The sequence below is a fragment of the Sphingobium sp. B2 genome (assembly GCF_007693735.1).
GTDB classification, from domain to species: Bacteria; Pseudomonadota; Alphaproteobacteria; order Sphingomonadales; family Sphingomonadaceae; genus Sphingobium; species Sphingobium xenophagum.
Genome location: NZ_VDBZ01000003.1, coordinates 145,393 through 170,927 on the forward strand (window position 1 = coordinate 145,393; position 25,535 = coordinate 170,927).

At 62.4% G+C, this 25,535-nt stretch carries 31 protein-coding genes; 26 read left to right on the forward strand and 5 right to left on the reverse strand.

Translation table 11 applies throughout. The annotated features are described in order from the left end of the window. Positions 1-232: 232 nt before the first annotated feature. The 5 genes from FE851_RS19010 to FE851_RS19030 all read left to right on the forward strand — a co-directional run bounded on the left by FE851_RS19010 (position 233) and on the right by FE851_RS19030 (position 2,412). Positions 233-598, forward strand: a complete 366-nt coding sequence (locus FE851_RS19010) for a hypothetical protein (protein ID WP_145205967.1) — start codon at positions 233-235, stop codon at positions 596-598. An 8-nt stretch (positions 599-606) separates the two neighbouring features. Then, positions 607-1,266, forward strand: a complete 660-nt coding sequence (locus tag FE851_RS19015) for an SOS response-associated peptidase family protein (protein WP_145205970.1) — start codon at positions 607-609, stop codon at positions 1,264-1,266. Then, on the forward strand, positions 1,263-1,853 hold the full coding sequence (locus tag FE851_RS19020) for an alpha-ketoglutarate-dependent dioxygenase AlkB (protein WP_315850625.1): 591 nt from the start codon (positions 1,263-1,265) through the stop codon (positions 1,851-1,853). The genes FE851_RS19015 and FE851_RS19020 overlap by 4 nt, the downstream gene beginning before the upstream one ends. Positions 1,854-1,898: 45 nt before the next feature. Next, positions 1,899-2,081 (forward strand): DUF3008 family protein, encoded by a 183-nt coding sequence (locus FE851_RS19025; protein WP_145206609.1) that lies wholly within the window; start codon positions 1,899-1,901, stop codon positions 2,079-2,081. 79 nt (positions 2,082-2,160) lie between these two features. After that, the gene (locus FE851_RS19030; protein WP_315850626.1) at positions 2,161-2,412 is read left to right on the forward strand and encodes a hypothetical protein; all 252 of its coding nucleotides are present in this window, start codon (positions 2,161-2,163) and stop codon (positions 2,410-2,412) included. A gap of 460 nt (positions 2,413-2,872) precedes the next feature. Here the strand turns inward: FE851_RS19030 and xth are convergent, their stop codons facing one another. From xth to FE851_RS19045, 3 genes are all read right to left on the reverse strand, one after another. Next, positions 2,873-3,679 (reverse strand): exodeoxyribonuclease III, encoded by an 807-nt coding sequence (gene xth, locus FE851_RS19035; protein ID WP_145205973.1) that lies wholly within the window; start codon positions 3,677-3,679, stop codon positions 2,873-2,875. After that, positions 3,676-6,189 carry a DNA ligase D gene (gene ligD / locus FE851_RS19040; protein ID WP_145205976.1) on the reverse strand — a complete coding sequence of 838 codons (2,514 nt, stop codon included), beginning with the start codon at positions 6,187-6,189 and terminating at the stop codon, positions 3,676-3,678. The genes xth and ligD overlap by 4 nt, the downstream gene beginning before the upstream one ends. Positions 6,190-6,416: 227 nt before the next feature. Continuing rightward, positions 6,417-7,328: a GNAT family N-acetyltransferase gene (locus FE851_RS19045; protein WP_186378917.1), complete on the reverse strand. Its 912-nt coding sequence runs from the start codon at positions 7,326-7,328 to the stop codon at positions 6,417-6,419. Between the two features lie 167 nt (positions 7,329-7,495). On the opposite strand from FE851_RS19045, the gene FE851_RS19050 reads away from it, so the two are divergent. Then, positions 7,496-7,735: a KTSC domain-containing protein gene (locus FE851_RS19050; protein ID WP_261371085.1), complete on the forward strand. Its 240-nt coding sequence runs from the start codon at positions 7,496-7,498 to the stop codon at positions 7,733-7,735. Positions 7,736-7,742: 7 nt separating this feature from the next. On the opposite strand, the gene FE851_RS19055 is transcribed toward FE851_RS19050, so the two are convergent. Next, positions 7,743-7,997: a hypothetical protein gene (locus FE851_RS19055; protein WP_145205982.1), complete on the reverse strand. Its 255-nt coding sequence runs from the start codon at positions 7,995-7,997 to the stop codon at positions 7,743-7,745. A 4-nt stretch (positions 7,998-8,001) separates the two neighbouring features. Beyond that, a complete protein-coding gene (locus FE851_RS19060) occupies positions 8,002-8,913 on the reverse strand; it encodes a Ku protein (RefSeq protein WP_145205984.1) in 912 nt (303 codons plus the stop codon). Positions 8,914-9,213: 300 nt separating this feature from the next. On the opposite strand from FE851_RS19060, the gene FE851_RS19065 reads away from it, so the two are divergent. The 20 genes from FE851_RS19065 (at position 9,214) to FE851_RS19160 (ending at position 25,531) form a co-directional block, all read left to right on the forward strand. Next, positions 9,214-9,876: an SOS response-associated peptidase gene (locus FE851_RS19065; protein WP_145205988.1), complete on the forward strand. Its 663-nt coding sequence runs from the start codon at positions 9,214-9,216 to the stop codon at positions 9,874-9,876. Next, positions 9,873-10,067, forward strand: coding sequence for a DUF6961 family protein (locus FE851_RS19070; RefSeq protein WP_145205990.1), 195 nt, complete (start codon positions 9,873-9,875; stop codon positions 10,065-10,067). The genes FE851_RS19065 and FE851_RS19070 overlap by 4 nt, the downstream gene beginning before the upstream one ends. Before the next feature lie 539 nt (positions 10,068-10,606). Further along, entirely contained in the window at positions 10,607-10,879 is a 273-nt protein-coding gene (locus FE851_RS19075; RefSeq protein WP_145205992.1) for a hypothetical protein, read from the forward strand. Beyond that, complete coding sequence (locus FE851_RS19080; protein ID WP_145205995.1) at positions 10,876-11,658, forward strand: DsbC family protein; 783 nt, start codon at positions 10,876-10,878, stop codon at positions 11,656-11,658. Before FE851_RS19075 ends, FE851_RS19080 begins: the two co-directional genes overlap by 4 nt. 184 nt (positions 11,659-11,842) lie before the next feature. Then, a complete protein-coding gene (locus FE851_RS19085) occupies positions 11,843-12,187 on the forward strand; it encodes a hypothetical protein (RefSeq protein ID WP_145205998.1) in 345 nt (114 codons plus the stop codon). A gap of 125 nt (positions 12,188-12,312) precedes the next feature. Then, positions 12,313-12,579: a type IV conjugative transfer system protein TraL gene (locus tag FE851_RS19090; RefSeq protein ID WP_145206001.1), complete on the forward strand. Its 267-nt coding sequence runs from the start codon at positions 12,313-12,315 to the stop codon at positions 12,577-12,579. A 9-nt stretch (positions 12,580-12,588) separates the two neighbouring features. Continuing rightward, entirely contained in the window at positions 12,589-13,224 is a 636-nt protein-coding gene (locus FE851_RS19095) for a TraE/TraK family type IV conjugative transfer system protein (protein WP_145206003.1), read from the forward strand. Beyond that, positions 13,208-13,975 carry a type-F conjugative transfer system secretin TraK gene (locus tag FE851_RS19100; RefSeq protein WP_145206007.1) on the forward strand — a complete coding sequence of 256 codons (768 nt, stop codon included), beginning with the start codon at positions 13,208-13,210 and terminating at the stop codon, positions 13,973-13,975. Before FE851_RS19095 ends, FE851_RS19100 begins: the two co-directional genes overlap by 17 nt. After that, the gene (locus FE851_RS19105; protein WP_261371086.1) at positions 13,972-15,372 is read left to right on the forward strand and encodes a TraB/VirB10 family protein; all 1,401 of its coding nucleotides are present in this window, start codon (positions 13,972-13,974) and stop codon (positions 15,370-15,372) included. Before FE851_RS19100 ends, FE851_RS19105 begins: the two co-directional genes overlap by 4 nt. 32 nt (positions 15,373-15,404) lie before the next feature. Further along, a complete protein-coding gene (locus tag FE851_RS19110) occupies positions 15,405-16,037 on the forward strand; it encodes a TraV family lipoprotein (protein ID WP_145206010.1) in 633 nt (210 codons plus the stop codon). Further along, entirely contained in the window at positions 16,034-18,553 is a 2,520-nt protein-coding gene (locus FE851_RS19115; protein WP_145206014.1) for a TraC family protein, read from the forward strand. Before FE851_RS19110 ends, FE851_RS19115 begins: the two co-directional genes overlap by 4 nt. Then, on the forward strand, positions 18,553-18,879 hold the full coding sequence (locus FE851_RS19120; protein ID WP_145206017.1) for a hypothetical protein: 327 nt from the start codon (positions 18,553-18,555) through the stop codon (positions 18,877-18,879). Before FE851_RS19115 ends, FE851_RS19120 begins: the two co-directional genes overlap by 1 nt. Beyond that, positions 18,876-19,112: a hypothetical protein gene (locus tag FE851_RS19125; RefSeq protein WP_145206020.1), complete on the forward strand. Its 237-nt coding sequence runs from the start codon at positions 18,876-18,878 to the stop codon at positions 19,110-19,112. The genes FE851_RS19120 and FE851_RS19125 overlap by 4 nt, the downstream gene beginning before the upstream one ends. After that, the gene (locus FE851_RS19130; protein ID WP_145206023.1) at positions 19,102-19,734 is read left to right on the forward strand and encodes a conjugal transfer protein TraW; all 633 of its coding nucleotides are present in this window, start codon (positions 19,102-19,104) and stop codon (positions 19,732-19,734) included. The genes FE851_RS19125 and FE851_RS19130 overlap by 11 nt, the downstream gene beginning before the upstream one ends. Next, a complete protein-coding gene (locus tag FE851_RS19135) occupies positions 19,731-20,744 on the forward strand; it encodes a TraU family protein (protein ID WP_145206026.1) in 1,014 nt (337 codons plus the stop codon). Before FE851_RS19130 ends, FE851_RS19135 begins: the two co-directional genes overlap by 4 nt. Beyond that, positions 20,741-21,115, forward strand: coding sequence for a hypothetical protein (locus FE851_RS19140; protein WP_145206029.1), 375 nt, complete (start codon positions 20,741-20,743; stop codon positions 21,113-21,115). Before FE851_RS19135 ends, FE851_RS19140 begins: the two co-directional genes overlap by 4 nt. After that, entirely contained in the window at positions 21,112-23,058 is a 1,947-nt protein-coding gene (locus tag FE851_RS19145; RefSeq protein ID WP_145206036.1) for a hypothetical protein, read from the forward strand. Before FE851_RS19140 ends, FE851_RS19145 begins: the two co-directional genes overlap by 4 nt. Positions 23,059-23,123: 65 nt before the next feature. Beyond that, a complete protein-coding gene (traN, locus tag FE851_RS19150) occupies positions 23,124-24,170 on the forward strand; it encodes a conjugal transfer protein TraN (protein WP_186378947.1) in 1,047 nt (348 codons plus the stop codon). Further along, positions 24,142-24,960, forward strand: coding sequence for a type-F conjugative transfer system pilin assembly protein TrbC (locus tag FE851_RS19155; RefSeq protein WP_261371087.1), 819 nt, complete (start codon positions 24,142-24,144; stop codon positions 24,958-24,960). The genes traN and FE851_RS19155 overlap by 29 nt, the downstream gene beginning before the upstream one ends. Next, on the forward strand, positions 24,932-25,531 hold the full coding sequence (locus tag FE851_RS19160) for a S26 family signal peptidase (RefSeq protein WP_145206042.1): 600 nt from the start codon (positions 24,932-24,934) through the stop codon (positions 25,529-25,531). Before FE851_RS19155 ends, FE851_RS19160 begins: the two co-directional genes overlap by 29 nt. The last annotated feature ends 4 nt before the right edge of the window (positions 25,532-25,535 follow it).

Sequence of the window (25,535 nt, forward strand, 5' to 3'; positions counted from 1 at the left end):
CGCTAAACAGGCGCATGCTCGGTGATACGCTTCTGAAACAAGGCAGGAAAACCCATGGTCTCGCAGCGAAAAAAATTAAGCCTCAAGCAGGGAGCGGACGGCGCTGAAGAGCCATTGGTCCTCCAGCCTTCGACCGAATCGGAGCGCGACTCGCAAATTGGCGGCTCATCATCCAAACCATGATTCCGAGCTTGTCACCGACGATGAAATTCCCTCGTAAGGAGGCTGCAGCATGACGCCGCGCATCATCGCCATTGAAGGCATAGATAGCCTGCCGCCCGGCGAGGCAACGCAGCTTCGCGTTGCCCAGCAGACGCTCAAATTGAGCCTTGGATCAGCAGTTCAGGACAGCGATCAGACGGGCGATCCCGATCTTGCGGTCATTGGCATATCGATGGGCCTGGCCTGCATTATCGAGCAGCCGCCTGAATTGCCGAGAGGGGAAAGCCTGCGCAAAGGCACCCAGACCTATAGCAAGATGCTCGGGCATCACGCCCAGACTCCACGCTTGGCCTTTGAAGAAACCGGCAACCACCCGATCGATGGTCTGCTCGACCGTTGCAAGTCTGTCGCCGACGACGGCCAGAAGCCCGATTGATCGGCCCCATGTCGAGATTGCATTGCATGGCTGCGGGAATGGGCTGGGTTGCCGCGCATTTTAGCGCCCATATGCCCGCCCCGATCGAGCTTCCACCCGAGACCACCGAAGGTGCCCACGGGCTGGTGGTTTTCGAGAATGAGGGTCGGCGGATCATGCGCGGCGTAACATGGGGATTTCGCCGCATGACGCAGGAAATGCGCGAGCGCGGTGAAGAGCCAGGAAGGATCGGACTGGTCGCTGATCTCACCAATCCCATGTGGGATAAGATGGTGGCAGATCCGCGCTATCGCTGCCTGATCGTGATGACCCATTTTGCCAACCCCGACGGGCCACCTGGCGGCCGCACACGGACATGGTTTTCCTTAAAGCGCCAGCCGATCATGGCCTGGGCCGGCTGCTGTCGGAACATGCCGGATCAGGGACCTGTCTATGCCGGCATGACGATGCCTGCCAATGAAGCCATTTTGGGGACAAACGATCGGATGCCCCTGTTGCTCGACTCTCACGAATATGCCGCCTGGCTGCACGGCCCGATCGAGAGCGTGATCGGATTTCAATATCGGGCGCCCTTCGCTGCCGAGCGGTTCCGCGTCGAAACGACCCAAGATCTATGGAGAAGCCGCCAGTTGCCCCCCTCGGCTGACAACCAGATGGCGTTGCTATGACCATGGCAGATGCCCAGCAAATCGACCTATTCGCGCCGCTCCTTATCCCCGGCCTTGACTATGCCGCCGGCTTTTTGAGCAAGGCTGAGGAAGCGGACCTGATCGAACACGTCAATGCGGCGCCGCTCACGCCATTTCGGTTTCAGCAATGGACCGGCAAACGGCTCACTTATAGCTATGGCTGGACCTATGATTTTGAAAATGGTCATTTCGGCCCGACCGACCCTATGCCCGACTGGCTGCTCCCCATCCGAGACCGGGCTGCGCATTTCGCCGACCTTGCGCCGGAACTGCTGGTCCAGGCCCTCCTCATCCGCTACGATATAGGTGCAGGCATCGGGTGGCACCGTGACCGCCCGGTGTTCGACCGGGTCATTGGCATCTCGCTTGGCGCGGGTGCACCCATGCGCTTCAGGCGGCGGGCCAAAAGTGGATTTGACCGCAGGACGGTGGCGCTTGCGCCGCGATCCATCTACCAGCTGTCAGGAGCGGTCCGGCAGGAATGGGAACATAGCATCGCGGAGATGGAAGTGCCCCGCTGGTCGATCACCTTCCGCAGTCTAAAAGCTGGGCGCGATGGAGCATGACGCCATGTCGGGCGTTGGGACGTCTGCAAAGGAGAGATCGTGATCATGCCCGCTACGTCCAAAGCTCAGCAAAAAGCCGCAGGCGCGGCATTGTCCGCCAAGCGCGGCGAAACACCCAAATCGAAACTCAAAGGCGCGTCGAAAGAGATGGAGAAATCCATGTCCGAAAAACAGCTTGAAACGTTCGCTGCGACGAAGAGGAAAAAGCTTCCTGAGCGAAAAGACTGATCCGTCGGCTTATCCGGTAACCCCGGATGGTCGCTATTTCGTGGTGCGCGGGCGATTATGGCGGGCGACCAATCCGGCCTTGAACGAGGATGCGCGCCATCGGCTTGTCCAGCAGCTCATGGACGCGCGTCGTGATGTGGGATCAGCCAAGCGCGCAGGGAACATAGCAGGGGAGCAAGAGGCGCGGGTCCGGGTCGATGCTGCCAAGCGGGAGCTCGGCGAGCGGGGGGCGGTCTGGTGGGAAGATGGCGCTCGCGATTTTAACCGGCATCTCGCCCGCAATACGCCGTACGCCGAGTGGTTTGCAGCAGTCGATATCAAGGACAGCTGAGCCGATTGCAAATGCTGCAAGTGGCAGTTCTCTCTTCGCATTTGCGAACTCTAGCGCCCAATGCCACATCTACCCTGCCTTTCAGGCATCCTCTCCTAAAACTCAATAAGGTCGGCCGATTGAGGACCGACCTTCTTTTTTGGCTTACAGCCCAGGCCTTGACGGTCAGTTGCCTTCCTCTCCCTGTTGACCGCCACGGCCACCTGCCAGCGCTTCATCCCTGTCCCGGCGCGCCGTCGCCCGGGCCATCTTCTATCTGGTCTTTCTCCTTGTCAGCGATGGGCTAAGGTCCCGGTGCGGCCTGGTCCTGAATATTCTGCTCGCTGACACGCTTTTTTCAGCATTCGGCTTCTGCTCGGGGTGTGGCTCTTCCATTGTCTGCTCCTATTGCGTTTCACCTTTGCTCAAGGGCGAACGGGGCGGGGCGCCTTGCTTCGTTCCGAGCAGGCGGCCTGCCTGATCAGGTCGGCTTCTTCGCTCTGGGGCGGCTTGGCTTTTCTCCAAGCTCAATCCAGACCGGCGCATGGTCGCTGCTTTTCTCCCACCCGCGCGGCGCTCTGTCCACCTCCGCCGCAATCAGTCGCGCCTTTGCCTTCGCGTTCAACAGGAGATGATCGATGCGAAGGCCCGCATCGCGATCGAAGGCAAAGCGCAGATATTTCCAAAAAGTGTAGATAGTCTCGTCAGGGTGCAGACATCGCAGGGCATCCGTCCAGCCCTGATCGAGCAACCGCTGATAGGCCGCGCGGACTTCGGGCGCGAACAAAGCGTCGTCTCGCCAGCGGTCTGGCGCATAAACGTCGAGTTCTGTCGGCATGACATTATAGTCGCCCGCGATCACAACCGGCGCGTCCAGATCAATAAGCGTAGCAAGATGGTCGTGCAGCCGATCAAGCCATCGCAGCTTGAAATCATATTTTGGCCCGGGTCGGGGATTGCCGTTGGGAAGATAGAGGCCGGCAATAAGCACACCGCCGACCGCTGCCTCGATATACCGGCTCTGTTCGTCATGCAGGTCGCCCGGCAGAGCGCGCCGCGTTTCGTGGATTTCGCCCACGCGGCTGAGGATCGCCACGCCATTCCATCGGCTCTGGCCATGCCAGATCGCGTCATAGCCTGCATCGCGAATGGCCGCCGCGGGAAATTTTTCCTGCGGTGCTTTCAATTCCTGGAGCGTGACGATGTCCGGTTCTGCTTCGCCAAGCCAACGCAGCAGGACGGGAAGACGCCCGTTCACCCCATTCACATTATAGGTTGCGATCTTCACAAGTCCGGCAGGATCTGGTCGGCCCGCCCCCAATTTGCCAGGTTCCTGGACCCCGCTCGCTGCACCATTTCCGCCGCATCGCCGATATGCCAATGGGCTGCACTATCAAGATCGCGCAGTTCGTCCCATGTCAGCGGCACAGCGATCGGGGCGAAGGGCCTCGACCGCGCACTATATGGCATGACGGCGGTCGCACCGCGCTGATTGCGCAAATAGTCGATGAATATCCTGCCCGAGCGCCTGGCCTTTGCGAGCGCAGCGGTAAATCGATCGGGATCAGCCTGCGACAGGGCCAACGCGAAGCGATGGGCAAAGTCCTTGAGCTGCGGCCATTCCGCCGTTGGTGTCAGCGGGGCGATCACATGAATTCCTTTGCCGCCTGTCACCATCGGAAAGGTTACAAGCCCCATCTGCCCCAGCACATCGTGCAGGTGAAGCGCCGCAGCGACAACATCCTTGAATTCCAGCCCATCATCCGGGTCGAGATCGAACACCAGGCGATCAGCCTTTTCGACATCCTCGATCCGCGCGCCCCAGCCATGAAACTCGATCGTGCCCATCTGGACGCATGTGAGGAGGCCATCAGCGGAATCCACAAACAGATAGGGTTCTTCATGGCCATCCTTCTCCAGGATCACGACCTGCTTGACACTCTCGCCAAAACTTCCGGCATCATGCTTCTGGAAGAAGCAGTTTTTGTCGCGCCCCTGCGGGCATCGCACAAGGCTGACGGGTCGGCTTCCCGCCCATGGCAGCATGATATCTGCCACAGCCTCATAATAATCCGCCATTTCACCCTTTGTGAGCTTGCCTTCTGGAAATATCACCCTGTCCCTGTTGCTGATCTTGACGCCGCTTGTCCCGGCCGGTCGCACCGCGGTCATCACAGGCGCCTCGACCTCCAGCACGACAGCCTCGGGCTTCTTGTCCTCGCGCAAGCCCAGATAGCTTGAATGCCGCAGCACACCCTCTTTAGTGAACTCGATATAGGCGATTTCGGCGACGAGTCTGGGCTTGATCCAGGTCGCCCCGCGAACGGCAGCCCGCGGCGCATCGAGAGTTGGCGCCTTCTGCGCAAGCGGCGTCATGAGCGCCATCAACCGCTCGACCTCCTCCGCGCTAAAGCCGGTTCCGACTTTACCGGCGTAACGCAGCTTTCCCTTCTCATGTACGCCCAGCAGAAGCGCACGGAAACCGCGCTGCTTGTCCGAGGGAGTCCAGCCCACGATGACGAATTCCTGTCGACGAATGCATTTAGTCTTTACCCAGGAGCCCGATCGCGAACCCGTGTAGCGCGCGTCGATGCGTTTGGAGATGACGCCCTCCAGCCCGGCGCCGCAAAAACTGTCGAACAGCTGCTCGCCCTTCCCGACGATGTGGTCCGAATAGCGGATATGCCCCCGGCCCTCGCCGATCAGCTTTGCCAATTTCTCCTTACGCTCGAGCAGGGGTCGACCGCTAAGGTCTTCGCCGTCAAGCCCCAGAAGATCAAAAGCCATATAGTCGATTTTACCCGGATCGCTCTTTAGCGCCGTTTGAAGAGCCTGGAAGCTCGTCCGCCCGTCAGGCAGGATCACGACAGCCTCGCCATCGATAAGCGCGCTGCGGGCACGCAGCGTCACCGCGTCTGCAAGGATGCCGGCAAACCGATCGGACCAGTCGAGGCCCGACCTTGTATAGGCCCTCCCGTCTCCGCCACCGACCGCCAACAGGATGCGATAGCCGTCATATTTCAGTTCATGGACCCACCGATCTCCCGCGGGAACATGGTCGACCAACGTCGCCAGCTGTACAGGTTGAAACGGAGGTAGTGTCCCTTTACCCCTCCCGCCTGCCTTCGTTGCTCTTGCTGCAACGGGCGCAGCAGCGGGCTTGGCGGTGGAGCCGCGCGGCGACTTCCGCTTGGGCACGGGCTTTCCGGCTGCGATCTCTTCCATGGTCCGCCCGGTGTCGACGCTGGTGAGATGAGTGCCGACAAGATCGTCCGAACCACCTGCAAAGACATCGCTTACCTTGCGAAGAATCCAGTTTTCACCCTTTTCCTTGCCGCGGGGCTTCAAGCGAAACAGGATCCATTCGCCCTTCATGCGTCGGCCATGAAGAATGAAGTGAAGATGCCCTTGCGGCAATGTCTTGCGCGGATCTTTTCCGGCGACCGGCTCCCAGGTGCCATTGTCCCACAGCATGACCGTGCCGCCGCCATATTCGCCCTTGGGAATCGTGCCTTCGAAGCGCGCATAGTCGAGGGGATGGTCCTCCGTACGGACCGCAAGCCGCTTGTCATCCGGGTTCGCGCTTGGCCCCCGGGTAACGGCCCAGCTAAGGAGGACCCCGTTCAGCTCAAGCCTGAAATCATAATGGAGACGGGACGCTGCATGTTTCTGCACGACGAACCCATTGCCAACTGTCGCGAGGCTTGCGCCGGACGGCTCCTTTGTTCGCGTGAAATCCCGCTTCGCACGATAGAGTGCGAGACTGTCGTCCATTTTCCGTTTCGAAACCCTGGCCATGTCGATCTTCCACGCTATCGCCGATCAACCTGTGGTAAGCGCAAGTCGTTCCACCTCATCAGCTAACGACTTTACGCGTTTCACGCGTCGCCATTGCCGCGCACACCTCGCCGCTTTCACGCTCTATCAGGTCCTGCGAGCAAAGATGTTGAAAAGGCGCCCTTCGCCTAGCCGGGCTCATGCGATAACCGAGCATCGCGGTCAGGCGGGCAGTGATGCAAAGCGGATCATTTGTCTGAAGCAATATCTAGCGCGAAGCGGTAGCTGGTCTGCTTGAACTTGCGCGCGCGGAAGAAATTATGGGCGTTGCTGATCTCGATATCGCTCATGGCTTCTATTCGACTGCAGCCCGCTTGGCGAAGCGCGGCGCATGCTTCGTCCATCAAGGCACTTCCGACCCCCTGCCGTCGCTGGCCCTTGTCCACCAACAAGTGGGTTATACGACCGATGAGGCCATGCTGCAGCGTCTGGACGCTGGTCCAGCTGCAGCTGCCGACAATCTTGCCTTTCTCAGCGACGCATGTCCCGCCTCCAGCCTTGCGTAGCTTCTCAAGATTGCGCGCAATACTCAGTTCGTCCGTTTTGACGGTTACAAGCTGGCGCAGCAACGCCGACAATCCTGCCGCATCTGACGGTTTGGCGATGCGTATTTCAAGGGTGGCGCAGGTCGGCTCAGCGTCGCAGGCCTCGGCTTGTCGATCATGCTTCTTTGTAGTCGCGGGCGTTTTGGCGCGTTTGCGCGTCGCTGGCTTGGCATTTTTTTTGGAGACTTGCGAGACATGGCGCTTCGCGTTCGCTGCGGCCGAGGCCGCCCCTTCGGACCCTGGCGACCTTGTCTTGACTGCGGTCCGGCGCCGGGGCCGAATGACTGGTTCATTCTCCTGTCCTTCATTCTGTACGCGCACTCTGACTGGACCCGACGATCGGGCGGGCGTTGCTTCCGCCGATGCTTTCCACGTGTTGGTGGCCCCCTGTCGCAGATATGCCTCGATATCCTCTGGGGAAGCGGTCAGCCCCTTCTCGCTAACGCCGAGCAGAGCCTTGCCCTGGGCATCAGTCAATCCGAATTTCCCATAGTCGCCGCTTCCTGGCTTGCGTTTACGCGACTTCAAAAGCTTGAGGCCGCGATGGTCGGCCATGTCCCGGAGCTTCTCGTCGATGGGTTGATCCGTCATGATGCGATAACCTCCCGATCATGCGCTGGTTCAAAGAGCGCACCGTTAGCAACCGATCAACCCAGGTGCGAAAAGGTGCGCTAGGCACTCGTTGACGCGGAACCGTCTGGCTATCCAGACGCTCGAACAGCATGCGCGCCAGACGTCTCAACTCCTCCATGATCGACCGGATCGCTTATGACGAGGATCGACACATCCTCGTCATCACCTTCCGCGACACAGGCAAATATTTATATCATGATGTTCCAGTCTCTACCTTCAAGGCCTTTTGCGAGGCACCGTCGGCCGGTGCCTTTTTCAATGTGCATGTGAAGGATCAGTTCGATTGCAGCCGCGACCCGGAGAGGAAGCGCTTTGGACCGAACGCCTGAGCGCTGTTCAGGCATCTCCCAGAGCGCGATAGACGGACATGAGGCGACGACCCGCTAGCGCACGGGCACGCGGTGACCGGATTGTCTCCTCATTGGTCTCGTGCAGCATCGTGATCATGTCGAGCAATTCCTGCCGAGCCATGCCGGTCTCCAGCATGTGCGTGCCGATCAGCGCCACAAGATTGCTCCATAATGTGATGGATGCTTCGGCAAAGGCTGTATCGCTCTCATCATCCTCGCTGCGCAGAGAATTATCGTTCACCGCGTCAAGCCCGCTTCCTGGCAGGGGTCTTGCGCGCTGGCTTCGCTACCGATTTTGTCGCGCCCTTGGCGGGCGCTTTACTCGGCGCCTTCTTAGTTGTTGTCTTGGCCTTGCCGGCACTCCCGCCCGCAGGACCGATCGATTTCTTGAGGGCTGCCATCAGGTCAACGACATTGCTGCCGCGCGGGTCGGAACCGCCATCGTCATCGCTGTCGATATTGCGGGTCTTACCCTTTTTCTTGCGCTCGATCAGATCCTTCAATGCATCGACATAGCGATCGTGAAATTCGCTCGCATCGAATTTGCCTGTCTTCTTGTCGATAAGCGTGGCGGCAAGATCGAGCAATTCTTCGTCCGGATCACCGTCGCCGATCTCACGAAAATAACTGGCCGCCTTGTTCACTTCATCGGCATAGCGCAGCGTCTCCATGACCATGCCGCGGCCGCACGCCTTGATGCTCACCACATATTCCCGGCCACGCATCGCCAGTTGGCCAAGCCCCACTTTGCGGCTTCGCCGCAACGCTTCACGCAGAACGATGAAGGCTTCCTCGGCCAGGTCGTCGGCAGGCACCACATAATAGGGCTTTTCGAAATAGATCATGTCGATGTCATGAGCTTCGACGAACTGGGTCAGTTCAAGGGTCTTCCTGCTTTCCAGCTTGACCCCTTCAATCTCCTCTTCATCCAGGAGCACATATTCGCCCTTTGCATATTCAAATCCCTTGACGATATCATCGAGATCGACGGGTCCAATGCCAGGGACGACCTTCTCATATTTGATCCGCTTGCCCGATGGCTCGTGAATTTGGTTGAAGGCGATCGTCGCACCGCTCTTGGTCGCTGAATAGATTTCAACGGGAATCGACACGAGGGCCAGCCGGATCTGGCCTTTCCAATAGGGTCGCGCAGCCATGATTGCCTCCTGACAGGTTCACGCTCACAACCTTTCATTCACTTGTGCGTTCCACCGGCCAGATGAGCGATGGCGCGTGGCTCACACAATATGGCTATGAAGGCGCTCCGCGGTTGACACGAGAAACAATGATCGTGCCAACATTGTCACCGTGCGCAAGCGCAGATCGTTCGCTACCGAAGACTTGGCGCTGGCAGGGAAATGGGAGCCTCTGGCGACCGCTGTCGATGGAACAGTGGCTGGATTACCGCCGACTTTACTGACTAGTCTCCTATGTTACTTTGGCCGTTGACGAAACATATGGAGGACCACGCCATCTGTAATCTGTTCACCGTTCGCAAAAGTGCCGCAGAAGTCGCAGCGCATTTTTGCGTCACTCTTCCTCCCACGCAGTTCAACGCTCCCGAGGAAGTTTATCCCGGCTATCCTGGAATGGTTGTTCGCGAGCAGGACGGCGAGCGCGTGCTGCAAAGCATGACATGGGGCTGGCCAGTGCGGCTGAAAACGATGAAGCCGCAATCCAAACCAAAGCCGGTCAACAATATCGCCGATCTGAAGAAGCCCTTCTGGATTGGCGCCGCGCGTAAGCCCGAGTTTCGCTGCCTGATCCCGCTAACGCACTTTGCCGAAGCCGAAGGCCCCAAAGGCGCGAAAACAAGAACCTGGTTCTCCCTTCGCGACCGCGCCGTGTTTGCATGGGCCGGGCTTTGGCGCGACAGCGCTGAGTGGGGACCGGTCTTTTCCGGAGCGATGACCGATTGCAACGAGGCGATCCGTCCAGTCCATGACAGGATGCCGGTGCTGCTGCATCAAGATGAATATGGCACATGGCTGCGCGGCAGCTTCGAGGACATTATCGGCTTTCAGGACCGATGCTTTCCTGACGATCTCATCGTGATGGAGCGCACCACCGAAGCCTGGAACAAATCAAAACCAGCGAAGGTGGCTGGCGCGTTGCTATGACGGAAGGACAGGAGAGATGGGCAGAGGCACTGGCCATCGAACGACGCTATGGCGAGAATGCGCCCGATCATATTGCTACCAGGGTGACAGAATTTGCACTTGCAGGCGATGAGGCAGGTGTAGAGCGATGGATGGCCATTGCTGAACGGTTCGATCAGCTTCAGCCCGTCGAGCGGGGTTCGAGGCATTAAAATCAGAAGAATGTGGCGAAGCCCGCATACACATTACGAGTTCACTAGCGCGTCGCGAGGGTTTTGGATGATGTTCCTCTCTCGCGCCTTCCCAGCAAAACGGCTCTGCTTTGCCCGCGCGTCAAACTCGCCCTCGCCTTCAAGTCCCGACATGAATGTCCTGAGATTGGCGCGATTGACCTGCGGTGCGTCTGCACCCAATGCCGCTGCTCTGATCTCTTCCTTGAAGATGTCAGTTGACTGATTCGCGACGAGCGCCTCTTGGCTCGCGATCCGCCCCGTTCACCGCTTGGATAGTCGTTTCAGCGGCGCCATATTGCGAAAAGCGGCATTGAGATGCCGCTTTAGGCACTTCAAAGCCGCTTTGGGCATCTCAGTGCCCTCCCTGTTGCGGCGAACCGCACTGTCAGCATTACTCCGGTTCATGCCCAACGGGGGCGTTGATGTGAACGCTCAGATGAGCAGATTTGTATACACGCGCCTCAGCCCCCCTGCCGGTCCGACAAGGCATTGAGCCTTGAAGAAGAGGAGACCATCCGATGTCAGCATTTAGCTTAGCCATTCTGGCTGGATTGCTGCCTGTCACCTTGCTGAGCGCGCCTGCTGGAGCGGCCGGCCACAAGGCAGAAAATCAGAACCTGTCCAAACGGCAGACTTTGCAGATCTCCCAAACGAACGGGGAGTTTTTCGTCCGCGCCCTTAGCGCTGCAGTCGCCATCGAGGTGCCGCAGATCTCGCTTGGTCAAGGCATTCGGTTTGACGCAGTCCTTTTCGAACCACGCTTTGCGTTGGACAAGGATTTGGGCCAATGACCCCTCGCTTAGTCCGCTCTCAGTACATCGCCGCCGCTCTCGCCACTTTGGCTGCCCATTCAGCGTCCGTGGCGCAAGACATACCGTCCCAAACCGATCTTTCGGTCGCTGCACGCGCCGCAGAAGCGCAACTCCGTCAGAGTTTTGCGAACCTGCGGTTCGAAGAGTTCGGCCCGGCGCCCGTCACTGGCCCGCTGTTCCAGGCGAGCGCCGGCGGCCGCATTCTCTATTATGCGCCTGATAGCGACCATCTGATGTTCGCCACCATATACGACAGGAACGGCGTCAACCTGACCGCCCTCGCACAGGAGGCCAGCGCGCGGAAAAAGCTGGGCACGCTCGATCCCACTCAAGCACTCACCATTGGCCCGCCGGACGCGCCGACCGTCATCGAGTTCACCGATCCCGACTGCCCCTATTGCCGCGCCCTCAATCGTTTCTGGGAAGCGAAAGCTGCTGAAGGGAAGCCGGTGCGACGGCAAATCTATTTCGTGAGCCGCATCCACCCGCAAGCCGCGTCCAAGGCCGAGCATATCCTCTGCTCGAAGGACCAGGCTGGTGCCTTGCGCGCCATTTATGCCGGCGAGGCGCCAAAGCCGCTGCTTGCCTGCAAGGAGGGCGCGGCGCTTGTTGCCAGCAATGCCGAGGCGGTCGAGGCCATGGGCATCTCAGGGACACCGACGCTCATTCTGGATGGCCGTGTCATTTCCGGTTTTCAGCAGGCCGAGATCGAGGCCTGGCTCGAGGAAAAGCTGGCGCGCAAAAAGCCGCCCAGCTGATCTCCCACAAATTTGGCGGGCTCATGGCGGCGGGCGCAAGCGCCGACTCCCTGAGCAACAGATGCCGGCGAGAGGGCCCTGTTTTCAAGGAGCCACCCATCCCTTCGCTGGCCGTCAACGAACATCCGTGTCGGTGCCGGCAGGTATTTCCATGGGAAGGCTCCTTATTGCCTGGAGAAAGCTTATGCGCACACTCGCTTCACTATCCACTCTTCCCCGGAACCGGATGCGCCGCGTCTCTTTTGCGTCGGCCGACGCCGTGGGAACTCTGCTCGTCGCGATGACCCTGGCATCGGCCGCTCACGCCTTCCAGGCGCCAGCCGCCGGCGACCTTGGTTACGATATCTACGACATCGTGGTGAACCAGGGGGTGAAGGGGCCGCTCGGCTTCGTGGGCGGCGTCGCAGCCTTCCTGTTCGGGGTCAGCCGCCTCTTTTCCAACATCATGATCGGCATCCCGACGATCGTCGCTGCTGTCTGCCTCATCCGGGCGGATTCCATCCTCCAGACCTTCGGCATGATGGTCTGAGATTCGCCTCAAACAGAGACTGGCGCGGATCTCAGGTTCCTTGTCCGCGCCGGACACGGGGAGCGAATGGTCGCTCTTCGTAACAATCACGTCTGGTCGGACGTGACGAAGCAAGGGAGAAGGACGTGGACGAGAGACTTCCGCAATTTCTGCACAAGCCGGTCCAGATCCTCTGGTTCGACGCGCAGGAGTTCATCCTTGTGGTGTCCACCATTTTCGTTGCCGTCATCGTCGGCGGATATGTGGGCTGGTCGATCCTCGGCGTCCTTCTCCTCTTCATTCCCTGGAAGCGGACCAAGGCGCGCGGCTTCATCCCGCATCTCGCCTGGCGCTGGGGGCTGCTCGCCTTGCCCCGCTACCCCGGCCCGACCCAGACCCGCTTTTGCGAGTGAGGACATCCCATGTTCGGCAGATCATCCGCCCGAGAGACCAGCGACCCCTTGGCCGACAAGCCCGCGAGCTTTGGGATCCATCGCTATCTCCAGGGGTCGTCCAACCTGTTCGAGGAGAACAGGCTGCTCAAATTCTCGATTGTGGGCCTGTTCGGCATCACCGCCGTCCTTGGCATCGCCTTTTACACGACAAGCCAGAACCAGCGCACGATCGTGGTCCCGTTTGGCGCAGGTGGCGATCTCTATGTGACCGGCGGCAAGCCCTCGCCCGCCTATCTGCGCACCATGACGCGCAATATCGTCGCGCTTTCAGGCACCTATTCCGCGCTGTCGGCCGACCGGCAATTCCAGGAATTGCTCAGCATCGTCCACCCTTCTGCCTATAACGGCATCCGCGATAGCCTGAACGCGATCCTCGACGAACTGGCCAATAATCCGACGCTCTCGATTGCGACCTATATCCGGCCTGACCAGCCCGTCACCTGGACGGACCGCCAGATCCTGGTGCCGGTAGAAAAGGTGCGCGTCATCGGCGGCGTCATCCGCAAGTTCCGCGGCAATCTGCGCGTTCGATACACGATCGATGCCGGACGCTTCTGGCTTCTGTCTCTTTCCGAGGAGAATTTCGATGCCGAACTTCGGTAAGCGGCTTTGGACGCCTGCGGCGCTCATCGCCGCCTGTCTTCCGGTCCCGACATTCGCGCAGGCCATCATGGCACTGCCCGACCAAATGAGCAGCATCCGTCTCTCCAACCGGGACATCAACCATCTGGTCTGCCAGGGCGGCGAGATCGAGGATGTCAAATTCTCCGCCGAAAAGGCGATCGCGGTCGAAAAGGCGGGTGCCGACGCCTGGGTCAAGTTCCTCGTCAGGGAAAGCGACGATGCGGGCCAGGTTACCCGCAGCTTCGTCACCACGCCTTCGGAATTTTTCGTGACCTGTAACGGCGCGATCTATCCGCTTTATGCCGAACCCGCCGACATTCCCGCCCAGACCGTGACGCTCGCACCCGGAGCCAGCCAGCGCGCCCGCGCCAATGGCGAGCTATTAGGGCCTCTGGTCGAGGAAGAGCGCGCAGTCTCGATCACCCTCTCGATGCTGCAGGACCGGGTACCGGCCAGTTTCACCGAGATCGCCGTCTCTACAAAGCCGGTCGCGCTCAGCGCGGCGCCCTCGCTGCGCATCACCGAGCGCCGCCGCGTCGCTATCGAGGGCACGGGCCTGTCGGCGTCGGAATATTGGGTCGAAGCGAGCGCCGATAGCGAGATTGACGAACGCATATTTCTTGATGCGTCGCTCGGCAAGCGCATCTTCAGCGTCACCCTCGATCGCCTGTCCCTGAAGGCCGGCGAGGCCGGGCGCCTCATTCTGCTGCGTCGGGGAGAGACGCTGTGAACGGCCCCGGCGACAAGGGCGGCGAGAAGCCGACGGGTGCGCAACCGACGGGCACGCGACCGGTGAGCACCAGGCCCGATGCACCAACCCAGCGGCCTCATGCCGGCATAAAGGGCTACTCCCGCCCAAGAAAGACCAAGAACGGCGCGGGCGGCGAACCCGATGCTCGCGCGCCTGCGGCGGTGCGCGGTCCGGCGCTGCTCGACCTCAAGGCCCGCTGGGCCTTGCTGACGGCTCGCCAGCAACTGCGCGCGCGTCAGGCCGGTGTCGGCGCCGTTATCGCGCTATTTGGCTATGGCCTCTACACCGCCTCGAGCGGGTCGAAGGACGTAGAGCCTGCGGCTCCGGCGGCGTCCAGCCTTAACATGGGCGCGGGGCTGCGCGGCGATAGCCTCGAGACCAAGATGCGCGGGGACTTGAAGAAGATCCTCGACGGCCAGGCGCTGCTGGGCGACAGGGTGACTGCGATCGAGGAGGGCAGGATCGCCCCGGGCGCCGGGGCCTCCATGGCCGCGGCGGAAGGCGATCTTCCGAGCGCCATGCCCGGCGACATCCCGCCCTTCCCCGAGAGTCCCAGCGCCCATGAACTGGACAGCGCTGACGGCAGCCTGCCACCGCCACCCATGCCGTCCGCGCCCCCTGCGCCGCCCGCCCCACCTGTGGAGCGGCAGGTCGGCTCGATCGGAACCGCTACCGCAGCGCTCACCCCCGACACGGGCGACAAAGGGGCAACAGGCGTTAAAAAAAAGACCCGGACGATCTATTTGCCGCCTGGTTTCATGAAGGCGCGGCTGCTGACCGGGATCGACGCGCTCGCGAGCCGCGACGCGACCAGCAACCCTGAACCGCTGATCGCCCGCGTCCAGGCGCCCGCCGTGCTCCCCAATGACGTCAAGGCGAACCTGTCGGGTTGCTTTGTCATCGGCAATGCGACGGGCAGCCTCGCCAAGGAGCGGGTCGAGGTCCAGCTCGTCTCTCTCTCCTGCGTCGATTTCGACGAACGCTCGGTGGTCGATCAGCCGATCAAGGGCTTCTTCGTCGATACCGACGGGAAGAAGGGGCTGTCGGGCCGGGTCGTCACCCGCGCCGGGGCCGCGCTCGCGCGCAGCTTCATTGCCGGCACGATCTCGGGCATGAGTCAGTCCGTCGAAAACACGTTCGGCGACACGTCGGTCTCCGCGCTCGGCACCGTCCGGTCGCTTGATCCGGGTGATGCAGCCAAAACCGGCATTGCCGGCGGCCTCTCCAAATCCTCCGACAAGCTCACCGACTTCTATCTCGATCTCGCCCGCCAGGCCGGTCCCATCGTCGAGGTGGGCGCCGCCAAGGATGTGGTCGTGGTGATCCAGGAGGGTGTCGCCCTCGAAATCAAGCCCACAGCGGGAAGCAAATTCTGATGTGCCCGCGCCTCATCCCAGGAGACATGCCCATGCCGCTCCTCTCTTTCCTCTCAGCGTCCCCCCTGCGCCGCGCCGGCGGACCGCTGCTGATGCTCGCCTCCCTTCCCGCCTGCACCGCGATCGGGTCGGTCATGTCGCCCTATCCTGAAAAGTTCAGCTGCAAGAATAGCGACCATGGCCAGTGCATTCACCCCGAGCGCGCCTATGAGGATGCGATCGCCGGCGCCGCCTCCCGGTCCGATCCTAAGGTCACGAACGACCGCAAGATGCTGAAAGGTGGCGCGACCGCTGCGCCAGCGTTTGAGAGACGCACCGGGGGCAAGACCGCCACGCCTTATCTTGGCTATCGGATGAGCGTCTATCGCGAGCTTCAGGGCCTGGTCGAAGCGCCTGTAACGCCGATGCTGCGGCTTGGCCGGACGATCCGCACGCTCATCCTTCCCTATGCCGACCGCGAACGGCCCGACCGGCTCTACATGCCGCGCTATGTCTATTCGATCCTCGACAAGCCCCAATGGGTGGTCGGCGACTATCTGGTCAGCCCCGTCAATCCCGCGAGCCATGTGCCCGTCCTCGAGCAGGTGAAGGCCAAGCCCGCGCCGATGGAGACGAGCGACCTTCCCGTTTCCTTGCAGGAACAGCCGAGGGAGGAGGGCCAATGAGGGCGCCCGGCACCCGTCATGGCGGCGGCATGACCTTCGAGCGGCTGCGCCAGAGCGTATCGCGCGACGCCTATTCCGACTATCTGCCGATGGTCGCCTGGGTAGCGGAGGAGGAAGCCTTCCTCTGCATCGATGATGGCTGGGGCCAGGCCTGGGAACTCGTGCCCAGTGCCTATCTCTTCGCCCATGTCCATCAGGCTCTGCTTGGCCTCCTCAATATCCATTTCGCGCCGGGCACCGTGGTTCAGCTGCATTGCTTTGCCGACCCGCTGATCGATGAGGCGCTCGACGCCTTTCTCGATCTCAAATCCCGGCCCGATCCGCTGATCCAGGCTTCCGCGCGCCGGACCCGCGACTATCTGCGCGGCGGGACGCAGGGGCTTGATGCGCTGCACGGCATTCCTCTGCGCAATTTTCGCCTGCTCCTCTCGATCAAGACGCGCAAACCCCTCGGGGCCGACCTGCGGCGTCAGATCGAGGAGCAGCTTTCCAAACTCGGCATCACCCGCCTCGCGCCCGAGGCGCGCATTACCTTCTATCGCCGCATCTTCAACGGCGTGTTCGAGACCGCACCGGGGGTTTTTGCTCGCGGCAGCGACGACATGCCCGCGCGCCCGGTGCGCAAGCAGTTGATCGATGCTGGCCCCGATCTCGTCTTCGATGGCCCGGAACTGTTCCTGGGCAACCAGGTCGCGCGGTGCCTCACACCCAAGTCGCCGGCCCGGCGCGTCACCGCCGAGCGCTGCAACCGGCTGCTCGGCGGCATGCGCGGCGCTTCGGAAGATAGTGACCAGATAGGCGGTCCGTTCCTCTACACGCTCAACATCCTCTTTGATCATTCAAGCTTTGAAATCCACAAGCGCGCGCAGATCCTCTCCGCGCAAAAGGCCGCCGGCAGCTTTGCCGTCGAGGTGGGCAAGCAGATCGAGGAGATAGGCTGGGTCCTCGATGAGGCGGGCAATAGCCGCTTCGTCTCGGTGATCCCGGTCATATGGGTCTTCGGCCGTGACAGCGCGCAGGCGCGCGAGATGGCCGCGCGCGCCAAGCGCCTCTGGGAGAGCGAACCGCTGCCCTGGATGATGCAGGAGGAGAGCTACCTCAATCCGGTCCTGCTGCCGATGGCCTTGCCGTTCGGCTTCTATCCCGACCGGCGCACGGTACGGATGCTGGAACGCGATCTGCCCATGCCCGCCAAGGCGGCAGCGCTTCTGGCGCCGGTTCAGACCGATTTTCGCGGCGGGGGCCGCCCTGCCCTCCTCTATGCCGGGCGCAAGGGCCAGCTCGTCACGCTCGATCTCTTCGACCCGCGCATCAACAATTATAATTTCATCGTCTCGGCCGAGAGCGGCGCGGGGAAAAGCTTCCTCCTCAATAACCTGTGCCAGCAATATTTTGCCCAGGGCGCGCTCATCCGCATCATCGATATCGGCGGGAGTTACGCCAAGCTCTGCACATTGTGCTCAGGCCGCTATATCGACATTGGCGAGGCGCATCTCGTCCTCAACCCCTTCGACATGGGCTTCGCGCTCGATGGCGACGATCGCCAGTCAGCCATTGCCATGGCAGTCGCGATCGTTGCAGAGATGGCCAATGCCGCGAACCGCAGGGGCGTCAGCACGTCCGAATGGAACCTGCTCAAATCCGCAGTCCAGTGGACGATCGACAGCGGGCGCGCGGAAGCCGGGATCGACGCGGTGCGCGACTGGCTCGGCGCCTATCCCGCTTATGCTTCAAGCAATCTCGACAAGGTCGATCATCTGGTGCCCGCCGCGCGCGAGCTGGCCTTTAACTTGCGCGATTTTGCCAGTTCGGGCGCCTATGGCCATTATTTCAACGGCCCCTCGACCTTCGACATCTCCGCAGACGAGTTCGTCGTGCTCGAGCTTGAGCGCCTCAAAGCCATGCCCGATCTCTTCAATGTGATCGTGATGGTGGTGGTGAACGCGGTCACCCAGGAACTCTATCTCTCGGCGCGCGACCGGCCCCGCTTTGTCCTGTGCGATGAGGCCGCCCAGTTCATGACCCGCACCGAGGGCCAGGATCTCACTCGGCTCGCCGAGGTGTTCGGCCAGGGCTACAGGCGGGCGCGTAAATATCAGGGGAGCTTCGGCGTCGTGCTCCAGTCGATGAATGACCTGCTGCTCTTTGGTGGTACCGGACAGGTGATCCTCGAAAATGCCGCCACCCGCTTCCTCCTCCAGGGTTCGACCTATGACCGGGCGGTAGAGAACAAGATCCTCGATTATTCGGGCTTCGTCCTCGACCTCCTGAAGTCGGTACGCAACAACAAGCCTCATTATTCGGAAGTCTTCATTGACTCGCCGCTGGGTCTGGGCATCGCGCGCCTCGTCGTCGATCCCTTCTCCTACTGGATCAACACCAGCGCGCCGCAGGAGGTGGCGGCGTTCGAGACGCGGCTGCGCGCGGGGTTCTCGCCGCTCGAGGCTGTCTGCGATCTGGCCGGCGTCGATCCGCGCGAAATCCTTGGCCACGGTTCATGTGGGGAGCATCTCTGATGCGCGCACCGCCCGACCACAAGCAGCCCCGCTTCGAATTCGAGCCCGACCCGAAACTGGAAGCCTTGATCGAAGCGCGCGCGGCGGAGAAGGCCGAGGCGCAGGCCTTCCAATGGCGCTTTCGGCTTGTGACGATCGAGACGATGATGCTGGGACTTCTCGTTGGCGCCGCCGGGATCGCGCTCCAGAAGCCGCCATTTCTCATCCTGCGCGCCGCGGTGATGGTTGCCGCGTGCTGCTTTGGGAGCGGCATATTACTCATCGGCATGACCGGCGCTGCGGGCACGTCGGCCAAATGGCTACGCCACTGGTGGAACCGGCGATGAAGGGCATCCTCAGCGCCGCCCCGGCAACTGGGCCTATCCGCCTGCTAGTGGGCACGCAGCTCATGCTCCTCGTCCTTACGATCCTCGTGCTCGAAACGCCCGGTGCGCTGCCGCTGCGTCTCCAGCTTCTGCTGCTCGCGGGCTTCGTGCTCGGCGCGTCAGCGCTCATCTGCGCGATCTGTGGCGACAGAACTGACGAGCGGCCCTGGTGGAGACAGCGCCATGGTCGCTGAACCAGGCTTCCCCGATCGTGCCCGCCACGCCCTGATCGGCGCGCTGATGCTGGGCCTCGCCTGCGGTCAGCCTGCAACGGCTGCGACCTCTACGATTGGCCGGACCTGGCCCATCGCCGAGCCCGACGCCATGACGGAGATAGAGGCCCGCGCCGCCAGGGCACCCAGCCTTGCCTCGCGCCTTGGCCCGCGCTCGAACTGGTCGGCGCTCCAGGCAGCGCCGTTGGGGCAGGCCAAGGTAGATCGGGTGCGCAGCCTAGTCCCTTTCTATACGGTGGAGGAGGATATCCGCCTGCCCGATGGACGGCTGCTCTATCCCAAGGGCTTCACCTTCAATCCGCTTGACTATGTGTCGCTGCCACAGCGCCTCATCATCGTCCACCCGCGCGATCTGGGCTGGGCATTGCAACAGGCGCGGTTCACCGATTTCATCCTGCTGACCGCAGGCGATGCGCTAGTCCTCTCAGAACGCAGCGGACGGCCGCTCTTCATCCTGGAGGAACGGGTCAAGGAGCGGCTTGGCCTCGTTGTTGCGCCGGTGATCGTCGCGCAACAAGGCAAGAAGCTCGTCCTTACCGAATATGCGCCACTCCGCACAGCGGGCGGGAGGGCGCGGCCATGAAGCGGAGCCTCTTCACGCGCCTCGCTCCGCTCGCCCTGGCGCTGGCTGCCGGCGGCGCGTCGACACCTGCCCACGCTTCCAAATGCGAGGCCGGCACCATCTTCAATCCCCTCACCAAGGTGCGCTGGAACTGCATCTTTCCGATCACCATCGGCGGGGTGCGCATCGGCAGTTTCGACAAGCTCGACAAGGAACTCGATGCCCAGTCCGCTTCCAAACCCTTATGCGCCTGTCGCAAGGGCGCGACCTTCTGGTTCGGCGTCAAGGTGAGCTTCTGGTCGCCCAACCGCATGATCGATGTCGTGACCGAGCCGGGCTGCATGATGGCGCTCGGCGCCGATCTCCTCCCCACCGGCGGCAGGCTTCAGGGCAGCCAGTCCTCTATCGCTGACGGCACCAACAGTCAGAAGCTGTTCGCGCAGATGCATTATTATATCTCGCCGGTCTGGAAGATGCTCGACATGTTCACCGACCTCCCCTGCACGCAAGATGACGGGTTTGACGTCGCGATGATCACCGAGATACTGCCGACCTGGCAGTCCGGCACGCTGGGCGCGATCATCCAGCCCGAGGGCATTCTCTTCGGCAATCCCGCTGCGGGTCTTGCCTGCATGGCCGACAGCGCGGCGGCGGCCGCTGGCAAGGTCATCGACCCGCTCTTTTGGTGCATGGGAAGCTGGGGCGCCACCTATCCGGTCGCGGGCGATATCCATTTTGGCGACAGCGTCGAAGCCTGGGCGGGCCTCGCTGCGCGCGGCACCTTCATGATGGGGCGGCTCGGTACGCTCACCATCTCCTCGGCCGACGGCTGCTCGTTCAAGCCCCAGCCGATCTGGACCAAGAGCCGCTACAAACTCCAGATCATGGAGCCAGTGAAGGGCGGCAAATGCGTCAATATCGGGCGCCCCGGCGCACTCTGGTCCTCTGGCAAACATGCGCCCGGCAAGGACAATGCCCAGTTCATGTCGTTTGAAAAGGTCATCTGCTGCGCGGGGGTCTCGACCCCATGAGCCAATCCCTTTCCCCAAGCCCCGCAGCGACCCGGCTCCCTGCCCGGTCTGCCCGCCAAGGCCATGTCGGTCCGGCCGGACGCTGCGCGGGCGGAGCGGCGTCGGCGCCATCCGGCGCCGCTCCATTCCCGGTTTCTTCTCCTGCGGCTTGGAAACCGCAGGAGAAGAAGGCCGGCACTGCCGGATATACCCCCGGCGAGCGAGGCTATCCCCCTCTGCCTGAAGCCCCGCTCGCTTCGGCCGTGCTGACCATCGTGGGTGGACGGGCCGCGTTCCGCTGCCTGTCGGTGCCTCCTGGCGTTGCCGAACAATGCCCCCTGTTTCGCCTGCGCGGGGTGGGCGGCACCGGCAAAGGCCAGGGCCAGTCGTGAGACTCCCTCTCTCCACCAGCCTGGTCGGCCTCTGCGCGCTGCTCGCCCCGACAGCACAGGCGCAAACGGCCAGCGCGCAGGACATGGATGCACGGGCGCGGGCGGTCGCGGCGGCATCGCGCGCCAAATCATCGGACAGCGAGGCGATCAGCAACAATTATCTGACGCCCGGTCTCGCTAACCAGCCGGTCTGCACGGTCGACAATAGCCGCAGCTTCGCCCCCAATCTCGCCTGCCAGCAGAGCGCCACGATGCTCGAAATGCTCGTCCAGCCCGGCACGACCGGCGACATCACCCATCTCTCCATTTCGCGCGACAAGGATCTGGACGGCAGCTTCGACAGCAGCCTGACCCTCCCGGTCATGGTTTCGGGGATTTGCGCCAACGGCATCATCTCCTGTTCGCCGGGAAGCTGGAACCAGTGCCAGAGCTTCAAATGGGATGTCGGCGAGACCGGCGACCTCAAGCTCAGCCAGGTCGATCTACCGGACCTCGCCGGATGCTATTGCGTCAATGCAAACTGCGGTGCGAACCTGGTCGCGGGCAATTTACCCTCGGTACTAAAGGATTTGGGTGGCGGCGTGATCGGGGCGCTGACGACCGCCGATCCCCGGATCGCCGTGGCGCAGGCCAGTATCGACGGCCCCGTCATCCGCTATGTCGGCGCGCACACGACCGCCTGCACGTCCTCGCCGGCAGTCTCCGCGACCAGCTATCGCGCCAACCCGACGGCGATCAGCGGCGATGCCTACGCCGCCTCGCAGGCCAGTTCGGTCTTCACCGCGCTCGCGGCCTCACCGGCGGGGAATGGCAAGGCGCAGGAAACGCGGTCCTGCACGATCGAACGCGAGATCAACGTCAAATCCTGGGACTTCACCGATATCGTCGCCGCCAGCGGGTCGATCACCTCGACCAGCAGCTGCGGCACGGGATGCCTCCGGTTCCAGATCAGCGGTGCGGGGAACTGCGGCAGCAATCCGCCCGCCTATACGGTCACCTTCAATCCGTTGCTGCCCCGTCGGATCATTTCGGCGCGGATCATTGAGATGGGCGCGGACGACTGGGTTCAGGGCCGGATCAACGGGCAAGTCGTGGGCTCGGCGGGCAAGCGCCTCTGGGCAGGCGATGGCTTGCCATCAGGCGACTGCCGGATCAGTGGTGATCCCTGGTATAACCGCACGCCGATCGATTTTACCGACAGGCTCAGATCCGGCGCGACGTCGGTCAGCGCGCGCGTGCGCGGCGGAGGCGGGGGCAATTGGGGCACTATCACCGTCGAGATCCAGGTGGACACCAGCTGCGAGGTGAGCGAGCGGCTTGTCGACCTGTGTGCCGGCTATGCAAGCGACGCAGCCTGCCGCCTCACGCAGGAAGATGTCGAAGGCGTCGAGACCGTGCGCAACGGCGTCAATACCGGGCTTAAGCCCTTGCCTCAGACAAGGCTGTTCGGCACGGGACGATGCACCTACCAATATAGCCGCGACTTTTTCCTGCGGACCCGGCGCTACGCCTGCCTGATCGACACATCGGGCATCACGCAGCCAGATCTCTCCCGCGCCGCCTACATCATCGACCATTCGACCGAGACGCTGCTCGCCGATCAGACGCTCGGCGCCAACGGCGCGCTCAGCCAGACCAGCCGCGCCTTCGCCCTGCCCGATCGCCCCACGGTCGCGGCCTGCGAATCCATCTGCAAGACCCGCGCGCCCAGCGCCAACAGCGGCGTCGCGCCCGCTGGCGCCGTGGCGGAAAAGCAGAATGTACCGGTAGGTTGGGACAGCTTCTACCATGTCTGCACCAGCGACAATGTCTGTCCGCTGGGCCCTGGCGAGGAAATCGTCTCGAACTGCGGCTGCCTCGATGATTTTCCCGAGGCAGTCGTCATGATGCAGACCGTGCGGCTCGCCGGGTCCGATCTGGCCTGCACGGCGGCCAGCCGATGATCCGCCGCCTCGCCTCTCCCTCTTTTCCTTTTGCCCGCGCGCTTATCCCGCTCGCGCTGGGGGTAATGGCACTTGGCTGGATGCAAGCAGCCCATGCAGCGCAGCTCTGCGCCGCGGACCTCAATGGCAATGGCGATGCCGCCGACGCAGGCGAAATGGCGCAGTGCCTGGCGACAACCGACGGCGGGTCGCTCTGCCCGATCAGCAAGGTCGATTGCGTGGCGGATAGCAGCGGCGCCTATGCATGCTCTTTGGGCTTGGCCTATGCCTGTCGCACACCGGCCGGCGGCGGCGTGCCTGCCTGCTCGCCCCATCGCTGCATCGATACAAGCCTCACCCCGATCGAGACCCAAGAGCTGGTCGATGATCCGGGCGCGCCTGCCGACGGCCCGGTCGATGCGCAGGGCAATTGCCTTGGCACCATAGAGATTTTCGGGGGACGCGCGCTGCGCTGCCGCCCGCCCGGCGCCAGCACCACCTTCCAGGATTGCTGCAAGGACAAGGGCAAGATCGTGAAGGACGGGATGGGCGGCTCGCTCAGCTCCATTACCACCAAGATAGCGATCGCCAAAGGCGTCTTCACCGGCATGAAAGCAGCCTACACCGCCTTTAAAGCCGGCGCGACCGCGAGCGAGGCGGCCTCCGCGGGCGCCAACGCGATCATCGTCGGCATCGACCCTACCTCCATCGCGATCAGCCTGGCCGTCAATTACATGATCGAACTGCTGCTCGAGGGCTGCGACCAGCAGGATATGGAGACCGGCATGCTGCGGGGCTCGCACATGTGCCATGAGGTCGGCAGCTATTGCGCCTCGAGCATCCTGGGCGTCTGCATCCAGAAGGCGATCGGCCACTGCTGCTTCAACACGAAGCTCGGCCGGATCATCCATGAACAGGGCCGCCCCCAGCTCGCCGCCTTCAATGCGCTTGGCTGGGGCACGCCCAAACATCCCTATTGCCGCGGTCTTTCAGCAGAAGAGTTCCAGGCGCTCGATTTCAGCCGGATGGATCTCACCGAATATTATGCCGACATCGAGGCCCGCGCCCAATCCGACATCCAGATCGACATGAAGGACAAGGCCGATGACTATCTACGCACCATCACGCCCTAACCGGCGGCGACGGGTGAGCCCCGTGCTGCTGCTCGCCTTTGCCTCGATTGGCGTTGCCAGCCCGGCAAGCGCAACTGAGCCGCCGACGCCGACAAACGCACAGGCGGGTCCAACGTCCATCCCCGTCCCGGGCGAAGCGATGCGCAGGCGGGCTTTTGACGCGCTCGGGCGCAGGGGCCGCTTCTCCGAGATCGAAGCCCGGGCGAAAGCGGACAAAGCAGCCGCGACCGAGCGCCTGGCATCAGAGCATGACGCCATGCAGGCCAGGCTTTACCAAGCGCTCGGCCTCGCTCTCCCCGATGATCCGGCAACGCCAGAACCTCATCTCACCCCCGCAGACAAGGCCTGGGTACCGCTGATCTTCGCCTCGTCCTCCATGCCGATCCCGACCCTGCGCACTTATGCCGCGCAGCTTGAAAAGGCAGGCGGCGTCATCGCCTTTCGCGGCGTACCCGGCGGCCTTTCGCGCATCGGCCCGATGGCAAAGCTGAGCGCCCAAATCCTGCGTCTTGATCCGGGATGCGAAGGACCCGCCTGCGCCATGCGCAATGTCCAGCTCGTCGTCGACCCGTTCCTGTTCCGCCAGCATGGCGTTGCCCGCGTGCCCGCCTTCGCGATGGTGCCAGGCGATCCCACCCTCCCCTATTGCGAGCGCGATGAGGAGAGCGGCCCCCGCGCGAGCCACATCGTTTATGGCGATGCCGCGCTATCGGGGCTGATCGAAGAATATGCCCGCCTTGGCGGCAAGGAGGAGGTCCGCGATGCTGCGTCTCGCCTGTCTCGCCGTTAGGAGCGCCTGGCCTCGCGTGCGGGCGCTCCCGGCCGACGCCGCCTTGGCGCTAGGCGGCGCGGTCGGGGATCAGCCGGCCAATGGTCGGCGCTACTGGAAGACGCTGGCGGTGATCCTGCCCGTCGCTTCGCTAACCTGGTTTGCCCTTTCCCAGGTGACGCTGGTGATGAGCCCGTCGATCGACGCCTGGGCAGTCAGGCCTGTGCCCGGGCCGATCGCGAAGGGCGATCTCGTTCAGTTCATGCTCTCCCATCCGGTGGCGGGGCCAAAGCCCGTCAGCGTCACCAAGCGCGCCCTCTGCATGCCCGGAGAACGGCTCCGCGAAATCGAGCGACCGGCGGTTGACGGCAAGCCGGGAAGGCGAAGCTGGTATTATTGTGGGGGCAGCTTCCTTGGCGCCACCCGTCCCTTCGGCCGCAACGGGCAGGCGTTGGGCGCTCTCCATTGGGGCAATCGGCCGATCCCGCCCGGCTATATCTATGTAGGCTCCGATCATGCCGGCGGCTTTGACAGCCGTTATTTCGGGCCGGTCCGGCTCGACCGCCTCACGCGCATGGAGCGCATCCTGTGAAACG

What these genes read in the sequence shown, in the direction of transcription:
- FE851_RS19010 (WP_145205967.1), top strand. Translation starts at nt 233, where the DNA reads ATGACGCCGCGCATCATCGCCATTGAAGGCATAGATAGCCTGCCGCCC.
- FE851_RS19015 (WP_145205970.1), top strand. Translation starts at nt 607, where the DNA reads ATGTCGAGATTGCATTGCATGGCTGCGGGAATGGGCTGGGTTGCCGCG.
- FE851_RS19020 (WP_315850625.1), top strand. Translation starts at nt 1,263, where the DNA reads ATGACCATGGCAGATGCCCAGCAAATCGACCTATTCGCGCCGCTCCTT.
- FE851_RS19025 (WP_145206609.1), top strand. Translation starts at nt 1,899, where the DNA reads ATGCCCGCTACGTCCAAAGCTCAGCAAAAAGCCGCAGGCGCGGCATTG.
- ligD (WP_145205976.1), bottom strand. Translation starts at nt 6,189, where the DNA reads ATGGCCAGGGTTTCGAAACGGAAAATGGACGACAGTCTCGCACTCTAT.
- FE851_RS19045 (WP_186378917.1), bottom strand. Translation starts at nt 7,328, where the DNA reads ATGGCCGACCATCGCGGCCTCAAGCTTTTGAAGTCGCGTAAACGCAAG.
- FE851_RS19050 (WP_261371085.1), top strand. Translation starts at nt 7,496, where the DNA reads ATGCGCGCCAGACGTCTCAACTCCTCCATGATCGACCGGATCGCTTAT.
- FE851_RS19060 (WP_145205984.1), bottom strand. Translation starts at nt 8,913, where the DNA reads ATGGCTGCGCGACCCTATTGGAAAGGCCAGATCCGGCTGGCCCTCGTG.
- FE851_RS19065 (WP_145205988.1), top strand. Translation starts at nt 9,214, where the DNA reads ATGGAGGACCACGCCATCTGTAATCTGTTCACCGTTCGCAAAAGTGCC.
- FE851_RS19070 (WP_145205990.1), top strand. Translation starts at nt 9,873, where the DNA reads ATGACGGAAGGACAGGAGAGATGGGCAGAGGCACTGGCCATCGAACGA.
- FE851_RS19075 (WP_145205992.1), top strand. Translation starts at nt 10,607, where the DNA reads ATGTCAGCATTTAGCTTAGCCATTCTGGCTGGATTGCTGCCTGTCACC.
- FE851_RS19080 (WP_145205995.1), top strand. Translation starts at nt 10,876, where the DNA reads ATGACCCCTCGCTTAGTCCGCTCTCAGTACATCGCCGCCGCTCTCGCC.
- FE851_RS19085 (WP_145205998.1), top strand. Translation starts at nt 11,843, where the DNA reads ATGCGCACACTCGCTTCACTATCCACTCTTCCCCGGAACCGGATGCGC.
- FE851_RS19095 (WP_145206003.1), top strand. Translation starts at nt 12,589, where the DNA reads ATGTTCGGCAGATCATCCGCCCGAGAGACCAGCGACCCCTTGGCCGAC.
- FE851_RS19100 (WP_145206007.1), top strand. Translation starts at nt 13,208, where the DNA reads ATGCCGAACTTCGGTAAGCGGCTTTGGACGCCTGCGGCGCTCATCGCC.
- FE851_RS19110 (WP_145206010.1), top strand. Translation starts at nt 15,405, where the DNA reads ATGCCGCTCCTCTCTTTCCTCTCAGCGTCCCCCCTGCGCCGCGCCGGC.
- FE851_RS19115 (WP_145206014.1), top strand. Translation starts at nt 16,034, where the DNA reads ATGAGGGCGCCCGGCACCCGTCATGGCGGCGGCATGACCTTCGAGCGG.
- FE851_RS19120 (WP_145206017.1), top strand. Translation starts at nt 18,553, where the DNA reads ATGCGCGCACCGCCCGACCACAAGCAGCCCCGCTTCGAATTCGAGCCC.
- FE851_RS19125 (WP_145206020.1), top strand. Translation starts at nt 18,876, where the DNA reads ATGAAGGGCATCCTCAGCGCCGCCCCGGCAACTGGGCCTATCCGCCTG.
- FE851_RS19130 (WP_145206023.1), top strand. Translation starts at nt 19,102, where the DNA reads ATGGTCGCTGAACCAGGCTTCCCCGATCGTGCCCGCCACGCCCTGATC.
- FE851_RS19135 (WP_145206026.1), top strand. Translation starts at nt 19,731, where the DNA reads ATGAAGCGGAGCCTCTTCACGCGCCTCGCTCCGCTCGCCCTGGCGCTG.
- FE851_RS19140 (WP_145206029.1), top strand. Translation starts at nt 20,741, where the DNA reads ATGAGCCAATCCCTTTCCCCAAGCCCCGCAGCGACCCGGCTCCCTGCC.
- traN (WP_186378947.1), top strand. Translation starts at nt 23,124, where the DNA reads ATGGCACTTGGCTGGATGCAAGCAGCCCATGCAGCGCAGCTCTGCGCC.
- FE851_RS19155 (WP_261371087.1), top strand. Translation starts at nt 24,142, where the DNA reads ATGACTATCTACGCACCATCACGCCCTAACCGGCGGCGACGGGTGAGC.
- FE851_RS19160 (WP_145206042.1), top strand. Translation starts at nt 24,932, where the DNA reads ATGCTGCGTCTCGCCTGTCTCGCCGTTAGGAGCGCCTGGCCTCGCGTG.